Below are 9,902 nucleotides of genomic sequence, written 5' to 3' on the forward strand. Positions count from 1 at the left end.
TAGGGGCTCGCCAATCGGCTAGTTTTCTTTAGATAAAAAATTTTTAGCTTTTTTATCTTCGAAGTTGTTGGTAGAATAAAAGAAAATTGTATATATTAGGAAGTCGAATGATATTATGATTTATGGAGAGGGTTCATATGCCATTAGAACAAGGAATGGATGAAAAGCTTACATTTAATGATCAATGTTGAAGTTTTGATATGTGGGAAATAATAACTAAAGTGTTAAGGGAGTGGATTCCCGATGAAATTAGATGATAAAAGGAAAAAAATCCAACTAAAATATAGACAAAAAATCAAACAGCAAGCTGAAAATCATAAGAACCACAGAAAAGAAACGGCTGTTATTGCTGTTGTTCTTATTTTAATTGTCTTATTGTCTATTTTTTTCAATGATATTTTTAATCCAAAACCAGACCGTATTATTAAAATCGAATAGTAGAATAAAAAAGGAATGGTGAAATGACTAAGCCAGTTAAGTTAGAGTTGATTATTGAAGGAATGGAAATGCAGTTTGAAGATTCACGGACTTTTTTAAATAAAATAACGGGTGAAATTATTTCAGTAACTTCGGAAGATTTAAGGGCTGCTGAAGACGATGAACCATTTGAGCATTTACCAGAATGGCAGCAAGAAGAAAGAGAAGTTGCTCTGGATGTAATCGATAACTTTGAAAATTACGTAGAGCTGCCGACTAATTATGATATAAATGAATATGAAATTATGGAGGATTTTTGTTTAGATGTTAGAGAGCGAGGTAGGCGAGATACGTTATTAGGGGTTATTAAAGGAAGAGGTGCCTTTAGAAGGTTTAAGGATAGGATAATTGAATTTGGTATAGAAACAGAATGGTATTCTTTTCGTGACAAACGATTTAAAGAAATTGCGATTGAATGGTGCCAAGACAATAAGATAATGTTTGTGGAGTAGAGCTGCCGTAATTGGTGGCTTTTTCTTTTTGCCCTTTTGTAAAAGTTGGATTGAGGAAAAGAAAAAAATGTTTTATTATATCGTATTATAAGATATAATCGGCAGTAGCGATATAAAGGAGGCGCTTATTGTGAAAAATAAAGTATCATTATTAAATCATTATTGGACAGATATTTATTTTTATCTGCATTATCCACATAAAGATAAAATATCCCATCAAGTTATTCGTATTCTTCAATTTGTTGAAAAAAAAGAAAATGTCGGAGTAAATGACATTGCTTCTTATCTTCAGATCAATCATAATACCGCATCTGAGCATGTTAAACGCATGATAGATAAAGATTATTTAATAAAGAAACGGAATGAATTTGATGAAAGAAAGGTCATTCTTTGCTTAACAGATATCGGCAGGGAAGTTCTTCATAGGAATTCAAGTCTCGATGAGGAGAAATTAAATCAAATACTTAATGAAATGACTGAAAATGAAAAGAAGATCGTAGAACAAGCTTTCCAACTCTTAAGTGAGCGTGCTAAACAATGTATATAATTATTAAAATAGTGATATCGGCTATTATCATTGGGATTGTTACTGAAATTTCAAGAAGATTTCCATCATATGGGGGTATCGTAGCTGCCCTTCCGTTAGTCAGTCTTTTAAGTATTATTTGGTTATATGTACAGGGGGAACAAACCACAACATTAAGCAAATTTGCATTAGGTGTTCTTTGGGGATTTCCAGCAACCGCTGTCCTGCTATTCATTGTTTATATGGGATTGAAACATTCCGTTCATTTATTTGTTTCTATCGGTTTCGGTATTGCTGGGTGGTTAATATTTATTTTTGTCCAAGATTACATCGTTAATATAGCTAAGGCTTACTGGTTTAACTAAAAAGTGTTTTTAATAGGATATGAAAAATGGTTATAAGTTTCTGTCAGAAGGAGACTTATCAATAGTTAAAGAATAATTAAAACAATAGGAGAAATTATTATGAGGAGTGCTAGTCCATATGTATTTGTTGATAACTGTCTAGAGGTAATAGAATATTACCAAAGTCTATTTGGCGGTGAAATCACGAACATTCAAAAAAGTAATGATTGTAAGTGTTTACACGCCGAACTTCATCTGGGTAACAGCATCATTCACTTTTCAGATACCTTAGGCAAGACCCATTTAGGGGATAATGTACGAATCAGCTTGGAATGTGAAACCGAAGATGAAATTAGAAGAGTGTATGACTCTCTAAGCGAATCTGGAAAAATTACTGCTCCGCTCCAGGATACATTTTGGGGAGCGATACATGCAAATGTAGTTGATAAGTTTTGCATTGGCTGGCTTCTTAATTATCAAAAATAAAACGAAGACTGAGTAAAGTATGTTAATAAATCTAAAGAGGGATGAGGTAGTAAATGAACAACCTTACAAAAATGAAAATATTCAAACCTGCGAATGAAGTATTTGAAGCGTTTGTAGATCCTTCGAAAATCGGGAACTTTTGGTTCTCGTCAAGTTCTGAAAGATGGGAACAAGATAAGAAGATTAAAGTGAGATATGATGAATACAATGCTCAACTTGATATAGAAGTATTGGAAATCGAGGTTAATAAGAAAATCGTGTTTCGGTGGGGAGCAAATGGAAAAGGTCATATTGTTACGATTACACTGAATGAGATAGATCATTCAATTACAATTATTGAAGTTAACGAAGATGGATTTATTGAAAATGATGCTGAGCTAATACCGCAATTGCTAGATAATAAAGAAGGCTGGGTTTTCATGTTAACCTGTTTAAAGGGTTATCTAGAATTTGGTGTGAATCAATTAAGAGGCGGATTAGTGAAGGATTGACCTATTAATGAAGAGCCATTTGGCTCTTTTTTTGTACGAATTTCATATTGTTCTAATTGGTTCTATACTTCAAAATCATTTGTCGCTTCGGCAGCATTTTTGTTGTTCATCTAACGAAAGCAGGTTAATGAAATAAAAAATAAAAAAACGTGTAGAGGAACATATATTCGTGTTAAGATTATTCTAAGGGTTCAAAAAGTGGAGGTCTTATATGAAGATAGAAAATATAAGCATTAGTGATCGTATGGAACATTATAATGTAACTGGTCTAAGCATTGCATTAATTGATGAAGGTCAAATTAATATGACAGAAGGCTATGGTGTACTTGAAGTAGGAACCACTAAAAATGTAAATAGTAATTCTATTTTTAATGCATGTTCTATCAGTAAATTTCTAACCTCAATATTAGTTATGAAATTTACGGAACAAGGTATTCTTGATTTAGATGATGATGTAAATAATAGACTTTTATCTTGGAAAATTCCTGATAATGAATTTACTCAAAAAAATAAAGTAACATTACGGAGGTTGCTTAGTCATCAATCTGGAGTTATGGACCCTGAAGGGAGTTTTGCTGAACTTAATTCCACTCAAGGCTATCCAACAATAGTTGATGTATTAGAGGGAAGAACGCCATATTGCAATGTACCTATTAAAGTGAAGTATGAACCAGGGAGTGTCTTTTATTATTCAGATGCAGGTTTTTGTATCATACAACAAATAATAGAAGATACCTTTAGAAAGCCATTTAATGAAGTAATAAGTGAACATATATTTGAACCGTTAAAAATGGAAAATAGTTCATTTCTACAGACAATACCAAAAGCAAGACGAATAGATTTTTCTTGTGGTCATAGAAATGGAAAGATAGTAAATGTTAAATATCCGATTTATCCCTATCCAGCAGCTTCTGGACTATGGACAACGCCTTATGATTTAGCCACTTTAGTAATTGAATTTATGAGTTCACTTAAAGGTAATAGTAAGATTGGGCTTTCTGCAAGTAAAGCAAGAGAAATGATTAATTCACAAGGTTGTAAAGAGTGGACTGGACTAGGTGTTTTTCTAGATGGTTCAGAACATGAAATTGAAATTTCATCACTTGGTTGGGGTGTTGGCTTTCAATGTATGATGGTGGCGTATCCTTATTTAGAAAAAGGAGCAGTCATAATGACAAATACAGATTTAGGGGTTCATCAATTGAAGGGGATAATTGGGGAAGTATTTAATTCTTTTACTTTATAAACATTCGTTGTTGAACACTAACTTAAGCGAGAATATAACGAAAAAAGGCTGCTAAGGCATCATTTTAAAATTCGTGGATTAGTAAAGAATTTTGGATTTATTTTTATATTTAAAAGAAGTAGAGGGATGAGAAATGAAGTTTTATGTAGCATCAAGTTTTAAAAATATCGATCAAGTCAGATATGTAAGTCAAAAGTTAAAAGACAAGGGATTTATTCATACATATGATTGGACTCAAAATGAAAGAGCCTCAACATTTGAAGAACTAGAGGAGATCGGTCAAAAGGAAAAGAATGCAGTATTTGATGCAGATTTTATTGTAGTTTTGTTGCCAGCAGGAAAAGGAAGCCATATTGAACTAGGTATTGCCCTTGGGCAAGGCAAAAAGATTTATCTTTATTCACCGAATGAAGAGGTTAATAACTTTGCAGAAACGAGTACATTTTATCATTTGCCTGAGGTTAAAAAGTGTTTTGGAACTATCCATGATTTAATCGAGGTTGTGGCAACGAAATTAATGGATGAACAATAAAAATATAATACAAAATGATAATGATTTGTTGTAAAACGATATAATTTGCATTATCATAGGGCTAACGATTAAAAGTGAGGTGTTTTATGAAACGTGGAACAACAACTTCTTTAAAGCTGGCTATTTTTATTATTGGGATTATTAGTCTGGCCTTGTGTATTTTTTGGCTGCCAGGGCTTTCAAGGGAAGCAGCAAAGATGAATCCAGAGTATGCTCATTTGAGATTACCTGTTCTTGTAAGTTTGTATATTACTGTGATACCATTTTTCCTTGCGTTGTATCAAGCTTTAAAGTTATTAGGTTATATTGAAAGTAAAAATGCTTTTTCAGAATTAGCTGTAGTCTCCTTAAAACATATTAAGTACTGCGCTAATACAATAATTATCATATATGTTATAGGGATTTCTTTGCTTGTATCACAGAATGCTTTACATCCAGGAATAGCAATCATTGGATTTGCAATCGTTTTTGCGGCTTTTGTCATCTCACTCTTTACCGCTGTTCTTCAGGAACTATTAAGAAATGCATTGGAAATAAAATCAGAAAATGATTTGACAGTTTGAGGTGATCATATGGCTATTATTATCAATATTGATGTGATGTTAGCTAAAAGAAAGATGAGCGTAACAGAACTTTCAGAGAGAGTCGGAATAACAATGGCTAACCTTTCAATACTGAAAAATGGAAAGGCAAAAGCCATTAAAATATCAACTTTAGATGCCATTTGTAAAGCATTAGATTGTCAACCAGGTGAAATTCTAGAATACAGAATTGACATTGACACTCAAGAATAAAGGGAAGCTGTTTGGTAACTGAACAAACAGCTTCTCTTTATTTGTAAGTTTATTCATTAGTACATTTAGATTTCTTTATCCAGAAAAATGGTTATAAGTGGAGTGAGCCAAGAAGTTGATGAGGAAGGTAATGTGATATGCTAGCTATATACTATATATTCTGATTATTGTAAAATGTGTGGTAGAAGGAAACTGCAGGTACTTCAATAAACCAAATACTTGCTAGAGTTAAATAATTTACCATAAAGCAGTACCCGATTACTCTAATGGTTGCTATGCTTTTCGATGATGTAAGCAGCCTGATAGAAGAAATAGGGAGGTGGAGTTCAATGACTAATTTGTACTTTGTCCGCCATGCTCATTCTACATATTCCCCTGATGAAATGGGAAGAGCTTTATCAGATCAAGGCTTGACTGATGCAGGGAAAACTACGAAAATACTAAAAAACGAGAATATTGATAGAGTCATTTCAAGTCCGTACAAGAGAGCTATTCAAACTGTCGAAGGCCTAGCTGAATATATTGGCCAAGAGGTTGAGATTGTCCACGATTTTAAAGAAAGGAAATTGTCCGCAAAACCTTTAGACAACTTCCAATTTGCTGTTACAAAAGTTTGGGAAGATGATAGTTTCTCTTGGGAAGGTGGAGAAACAAATATTCGGGCCAAAGCAAGGGGAGTAAAGGCTGCTTTAAACGTTTTAGAAAAGTATGAAGGTGAAAATATTGCTATAGGAACACATGGCAATTTGATGGTTTTAATCATGAATCATTTCGATAAGCAATTTGGTTTTCATTTCTGGAAAGAACTAAATATGCCAGATATATATAAACTAACTTTTGATAAAACAAAGCTTTTAGAAGTTAATAGAATATGGAAAATTTCTAGCTGCTATTGATCTAGGATCCACCAGTCAAAGGGAGGAGAAGAAACAATGAAGAGAAAAAATTTAATGGTAGTAACTTTAACAGATTTTGAACCAGAAATTGGTCGTTGGATTTGGTGTTTAGAAGACGTTCGGCGAACTATTTTAGAGAGAATTTCAGGACTAAGTCAGTCTGATCTTGATACAAAACTTAACGGAGGGCATTCAATCGGATCATTGTTATATCACATCGCTTTGATTGAGGCGGACTGGTTCTATGAAGAAGTTCTTGATGGTGAGTGGAACCCCAAGATCCGTTGTTTATTTCCTCAAGAAGACCGTAATATCGATAACACTTTGACAAATATTGAGGGACAAGATCTAGATGAACATTTACATCGTCTAAAATCTGTACGAGATGAACTACTTACCCATTTTCGTTCAATGGACTTACAGGACTGGCGTAAGCCAAGGAGTCTTACCCACTATGATGTAACACCAGAGTGGGTGATCTACCATCTTATTGAACACGAATCACATCATAGGGGACAGATTTTTCAAATGCTTTCGATTTTAAAGAATAAATGATCTCTAGGAGTGCTAGAGTGAAAGATCAGTGCTGTCATTGAGTCAGCTTTTTTTGTTTTACTATAGGAGCAGGTTATTACAAGAAGGAATTTATCTAAAGATAATAGAATTAATCTAATAGGAAGCAAAAATATCCGACATCTTTGTGCATGAAAAGTCGGACCAAAAAGTCTCTTTTCTTTTAGATTTAGTATTGGAAGGAGTGAGAATATGGATTGGCTAGAGAGAATGAATAACGCATTGGATTACATTGAAAATCATCTTGATGCAGAGTTAGATTATAAAAAGATTGCACAGGTCGCTTTTTGTTCGGAATATCATTTTTCAAGGATGTTTTCAGCTATTTCAGGGATATCACTCTCAGAATATATTAGACGTAGGCGATTAACACTTGCTGCGTTTGAAATTCAAAAAAGCGATATTAGGATTATCGACCTGGCAATGAAATATGGATATGACTCTGCCGACTCATTTTCACGTGCTTTTCAAAAAACACTTGGATTAAAACCCTCTGATGCTCGCAGTAAAGGGGTTCAATTAAAAGCCTTTCCAAGAATCTCCTTTCAAATTTCAATTAAAGGAGACACTGAAATGGAGTACAGAATTGAGAATATTGATTTTGAATTAAGAATTATAGGGAAGAGTATGCCTGTAAAAACAAGTAGAGCATTTAAAACCATTCCTACGCTTTGGAACAGTGCGAAAAAAGATGGATTTATGCAAGAGTTAGTTGATATGTCATGGGAAAATCCAAAATGTACACTTGAAAGCCTCTTGGGCGTTTGTGGTAATGAAGCAGCCATAAAAGAGGATGAATTTGCTTATTTTATGGGGGTACGATATGATGGAGAGCCTCCAGGTGATATGGAAACGCTTATTATTCCTCCAAGTACATGGGCAGTTTTTCCGAATATTGTAGAGGCATGGAAACGTCTATATTCAGAATGGGTTCCAACTTCTAGTTATGAACTGGCTAATTTACCATGTATCGAATGTTATTACGGACCAAAGCATAAACCAAGACATGAACTTTGGGTTCCTGTTATACCTAAATAATTACATATTCACTTAAGGGGCTTTAATAGAAAAAGACAGGGTACTTCCAGCCAAGCTGGAGGTCTCTTTTTTTTATATCAAAATCAACAATAACATTTCATAGCTTTTTCTTAAAGAACGGAGTGGGTTAGTAGTTCAACAAGAATAGTGATTGAGGAATATCAAGTAATTGCTTATAAAGTGAAACCCCTAGATATAAAAAACGTACTACCATTTATGTAATAAATGATGAAAATCGAGGAGATTTTATATGATAATTTTAATGTCTTTAACTATATTATTTACGGTTCTAGTAGTTTACATAATTGGAATAATTACATACAAAATAATAAAAAGTAGAACACTACCGAATAATAACTACACTCCATTCGATTATATAACTGCACAAACGACAGTTGAATTTCATGAAGAAAAGGAAGAAAAAGAAGAGGAAAGCAAACAAGGTGATGATAAAGAGAAAAACAATAAAAAATAAAAACTTTCCTATTAAAAAGGCGGTTTAGCTGAAAAACAATTTCTTGAATAATTTTAGTAACTAGGCCGTATCTTTTTTTAGTTAATTTTCGTTTTATAATATAAAGGAGTTTTTCGAATGGGGGAAATTGTGATGCAAAAGATTCTTATTCTAGGTGCAAGTGGTCTTGTAGGAAAAGCTTTAATAGATGAATTTACGAATGAATTTGACCTTTATGGAACATATTTTTCTTCGTCAACTAGTCTTCCCGATGATAAGCAGTTCCAATTAGAAGTTAAGCAAATCGATAACCTGAAGGAAATAATAAGTACAATTAAACCCGACATCGTGATTTCTTGCCTAAGAGGAGAGTTTGATCAACAGCTCACGTTTCATAAAGAATTGGCTAAAGAATTACAAATAAATAGCAGCCGTGTTTATTACTTTTCTACCACTAATGTGTTTGATGGGGACTTATCAAGATCCCACACAGAAACAGATATACCTATTGCCGAATCAGATTACGGGAAATTCAAAATTAATTGTGAAAATATGCTAAAGGAAATTTTGGGCGTTAGAGTGATAATCATCCGAATTCCAGCGATATGGGGTAAGAATTCTCCAAGATGGAGCTTAATCAAAGAGAGCATAAAAAATAATACAGTGATAGATGTTTACAGCAATCTTGTATGTAACAATCTTTTAGATGCTCAGTTAGCAAAACAACTACGATTTATTATTGAAAATGATTTAAAAGGGATATTTCACTTAGGTTCAGTGGATATGATGACTCAAGGTCAATTTTTTGAACAGATTGTAAGTAAACTTGCAAATGAAAAGAGCTTATTACGATTTCGTTTGTATCAGGATAAAGTCGACACTTTCTATTTTCAACTAATTTCAAACCGTGACGATATCCCAAGCTCACTACAATGTACGAACCAAGAAATTATTTCTTATTTGTTGGAATAAATGGCAGGTGAGATATTAAGCCAACAGGGCTTTATTGTAAGATTGATCTGCCTTATTTGGCAGCTTTTTTTTTATATTGAGTAAACAAAGCAGATAAATGGAAGAAGCAACAACAAAAAATTTTCATTAATGATACAATTAGTTAAATTTGATTTTTACATAAATTGGAGGATCGAAATGGAAATTCGTTCAGTTAAAGGCTCAGACTACTATGTAATTTCTCCACTAATCAATGAATGGTGGGGCGGAAGAAATATGTCAGATCTGTTACCCAAACTATTCTTCGACCATTTTACAAATACAAGTTTCATTGCCGAAAAGGAAGGTAAACTTGTTGGTTTTCTAATTGGATTCCTTTCTCAATCTTATTCAAATGAGGCATATATACATTTCGTTGGAGTTCATCCTGATTATAGAAAGCATGCTGTTGGAAAAAAATTATACAATCAATTTTTTAATGTGGCTAAACAAAATGGCCGAAATATTGTTAGATGTGTAACGTCTCCTGTCAATAAAGTTTCGATTGCCTATCATACCAAGATGGGGTTTGAAATTGAAGAGGGAAATCAAAAAATTGATGGTATTTCAGTAAACACTGACTATGATGGATCAAATAAAGAC

16 protein-coding genes are annotated in these 9,902 nt (G+C 33.2%); all 16 read left to right on the plus strand.

Going from position 1 to position 9,902, the window contains the following annotated elements; translation table 11 throughout:
- Nucleotides 1–243 precede the first annotated feature (243 nt).
- Entirely contained in the window at nt 244–438 is a 195-nt protein-coding gene (locus tag V7150_RS25315) for a hypothetical protein (protein ID WP_335523802.1), read from the plus strand.
- A gap of 23 nt (nt 439–461) precedes the next feature.
- Complete coding sequence (locus V7150_RS25320; protein ID WP_335523804.1) at nt 462–929, plus strand: UPF0158 family protein; 468 nt, start codon at nt 462–464, stop codon at nt 927–929.
- A gap of 130 nt (nt 930–1,059) precedes the next feature.
- Nucleotides 1,060–1,476: a MarR family winged helix-turn-helix transcriptional regulator gene (locus V7150_RS25325; RefSeq protein WP_335523806.1), complete on the plus strand. Its 417-nt coding sequence runs from the start codon at nt 1,060–1,062 to the stop codon at nt 1,474–1,476.
- A complete protein-coding gene (locus V7150_RS25330) occupies nt 1,467–1,820 on the plus strand; it encodes a DUF3147 family protein (RefSeq protein ID WP_335523808.1) in 354 nt (117 codons plus the stop codon). Before V7150_RS25325 ends, V7150_RS25330 begins: the two co-directional genes overlap by 10 nt.
- 99 nt (nt 1,821–1,919) lie before the next feature.
- Nucleotides 1,920–2,285 carry a VOC family protein gene (locus tag V7150_RS25335; RefSeq protein WP_335523810.1) on the plus strand — a complete coding sequence of 122 codons (366 nt, stop codon included), beginning with the start codon at nt 1,920–1,922 and terminating at the stop codon, nt 2,283–2,285.
- A gap of 53 nt (nt 2,286–2,338) precedes the next feature.
- Nucleotides 2,339–2,776: an SRPBCC family protein gene (locus V7150_RS25340; protein WP_335523812.1), complete on the plus strand. Its 438-nt coding sequence runs from the start codon at nt 2,339–2,341 to the stop codon at nt 2,774–2,776.
- A 211-nt stretch (nt 2,777–2,987) separates the two neighbouring features.
- Nucleotides 2,988–4,022, plus strand: a complete 1,035-nt coding sequence (locus V7150_RS25345; protein WP_335523814.1) for a serine hydrolase domain-containing protein — start codon at nt 2,988–2,990, stop codon at nt 4,020–4,022.
- A gap of 133 nt (nt 4,023–4,155) precedes the next feature.
- Nucleotides 4,156–4,554: a nucleoside 2-deoxyribosyltransferase gene (locus V7150_RS25350; protein ID WP_335523815.1), complete on the plus strand. Its 399-nt coding sequence runs from the start codon at nt 4,156–4,158 to the stop codon at nt 4,552–4,554.
- A gap of 86 nt (nt 4,555–4,640) precedes the next feature.
- Nucleotides 4,641–5,117, plus strand: a complete 477-nt coding sequence (locus tag V7150_RS25355; protein WP_335523817.1) for a DUF2975 domain-containing protein — start codon at nt 4,641–4,643, stop codon at nt 5,115–5,117.
- Between the two features lie 9 nt (nt 5,118–5,126).
- Nucleotides 5,127–5,348, plus strand: a complete 222-nt coding sequence (locus V7150_RS25360; RefSeq protein WP_335523819.1) for a helix-turn-helix domain-containing protein — start codon at nt 5,127–5,129, stop codon at nt 5,346–5,348.
- A gap of 329 nt (nt 5,349–5,677) precedes the next feature.
- Nucleotides 5,678–6,244, plus strand: coding sequence for a histidine phosphatase family protein (locus V7150_RS25365; protein ID WP_335523821.1), 567 nt, complete (start codon nt 5,678–5,680; stop codon nt 6,242–6,244).
- Between the two features lie 36 nt (nt 6,245–6,280).
- Nucleotides 6,281–6,799, plus strand: coding sequence for a DinB family protein (locus V7150_RS25370; RefSeq protein ID WP_335523823.1), 519 nt, complete (start codon nt 6,281–6,283; stop codon nt 6,797–6,799).
- A 210-nt stretch (nt 6,800–7,009) separates the two neighbouring features.
- Nucleotides 7,010–7,855 (plus strand): AraC family transcriptional regulator, encoded by an 846-nt coding sequence (locus V7150_RS25375; RefSeq protein WP_335523825.1) that lies wholly within the window; start codon nt 7,010–7,012, stop codon nt 7,853–7,855.
- A gap of 250 nt (nt 7,856–8,105) precedes the next feature.
- Nucleotides 8,106–8,330, plus strand: a complete 225-nt coding sequence (locus tag V7150_RS25380) for a DUF3951 domain-containing protein (RefSeq protein ID WP_335523827.1) — start codon at nt 8,106–8,108, stop codon at nt 8,328–8,330.
- A gap of 117 nt (nt 8,331–8,447) precedes the next feature.
- Complete coding sequence (locus tag V7150_RS25385; RefSeq protein ID WP_335523829.1) at nt 8,448–9,281, plus strand: sugar nucleotide-binding protein; 834 nt, start codon at nt 8,448–8,450, stop codon at nt 9,279–9,281.
- 177 nt (nt 9,282–9,458) lie between these two features.
- On the plus strand, nt 9,459–9,902 hold a 444-nt coding region (locus tag V7150_RS25390; RefSeq protein WP_335523832.1), incomplete at its 3' end, for a GNAT family N-acetyltransferase.

Origin of the sequence: Neobacillus drentensis (assembly GCF_036965245.1) — a bacterium.
Lineage (GTDB): Bacteria > Bacillota > Bacilli > Bacillales > Cytobacillaceae > Neobacillus > Neobacillus drentensis_G.

Excerpts from the sequence above, each read along its gene's own strand:
- V7150_RS25375 (WP_335523825.1), top strand. The coding sequence starts at position 7,010 with ATGGATTGGCTAGAGAGAATGAATAACGCATTGGATTACATTGAAAAT.
- V7150_RS25355 (WP_335523817.1), top strand. The coding sequence starts at position 4,641 with ATGAAACGTGGAACAACAACTTCTTTAAAGCTGGCTATTTTTATTATT.
- V7150_RS25365 (WP_335523821.1), top strand. The coding sequence starts at position 5,678 with ATGACTAATTTGTACTTTGTCCGCCATGCTCATTCTACATATTCCCCT.
- V7150_RS25370 (WP_335523823.1), top strand. The coding sequence starts at position 6,281 with ATGAAGAGAAAAAATTTAATGGTAGTAACTTTAACAGATTTTGAACCA.
- V7150_RS25315 (WP_335523802.1), top strand. The coding sequence starts at position 244 with ATGAAATTAGATGATAAAAGGAAAAAAATCCAACTAAAATATAGACAA.
- V7150_RS25320 (WP_335523804.1), top strand. The coding sequence starts at position 462 with ATGACTAAGCCAGTTAAGTTAGAGTTGATTATTGAAGGAATGGAAATG.
- V7150_RS25385 (WP_335523829.1), top strand. The coding sequence starts at position 8,448 with ATGGGGGAAATTGTGATGCAAAAGATTCTTATTCTAGGTGCAAGTGGT.
- V7150_RS25380 (WP_335523827.1), top strand. The coding sequence starts at position 8,106 with ATGATAATTTTAATGTCTTTAACTATATTATTTACGGTTCTAGTAGTT.
- V7150_RS25340 (WP_335523812.1), top strand. The coding sequence starts at position 2,339 with ATGAACAACCTTACAAAAATGAAAATATTCAAACCTGCGAATGAAGTA.
- V7150_RS25335 (WP_335523810.1), top strand. The coding sequence starts at position 1,920 with ATGAGGAGTGCTAGTCCATATGTATTTGTTGATAACTGTCTAGAGGTA.
- V7150_RS25350 (WP_335523815.1), top strand. The coding sequence starts at position 4,156 with ATGAAGTTTTATGTAGCATCAAGTTTTAAAAATATCGATCAAGTCAGA.
- V7150_RS25360 (WP_335523819.1), top strand. The coding sequence starts at position 5,127 with ATGGCTATTATTATCAATATTGATGTGATGTTAGCTAAAAGAAAGATG.
- V7150_RS25345 (WP_335523814.1), top strand. The coding sequence starts at position 2,988 with ATGAAGATAGAAAATATAAGCATTAGTGATCGTATGGAACATTATAAT.
- V7150_RS25330 (WP_335523808.1), top strand. The coding sequence starts at position 1,467 with ATGTATATAATTATTAAAATAGTGATATCGGCTATTATCATTGGGATT.